The 228-nt window shown below is 53.1% G+C and carries 1 pseudogene; it reads left to right on the forward strand.

What is annotated here, in order from left to right:
• Positions 1 to 228, forward strand: a pseudogene (locus HMPREF2875_RS14045) (IS256 family transposase); the annotation flags it as partial.

Raw genomic sequence — 228 nt, forward strand, 5'->3', positions numbered from 1 at the left:
GGTACACCCACCGCAACGCCCGCAGGGCTCTAAAACGGCTAGAAAAGCTCATCCACGCAGGGCAATTATTTACCTTCCTTGACCCGCCTGAAGGTGTCACACAGGATTTAAAAGCCACCACGAACCTACTGGAAGGCGGCATCAACAAACAGCTCAAAGACTTAGCGGGCAATCATCGTGGCATGTTCGATGAGCATCAGCGCATCACCATGGACTGGTGGCTCTACA

Origin of the sequence: Corynebacterium sp. HMSC078H07 (genome assembly GCF_001812805.1) — a bacterium.
In the GTDB taxonomy this organism is placed as follows: domain Bacteria; phylum Actinomycetota; class Actinomycetes; order Mycobacteriales; family Mycobacteriaceae; genus Corynebacterium.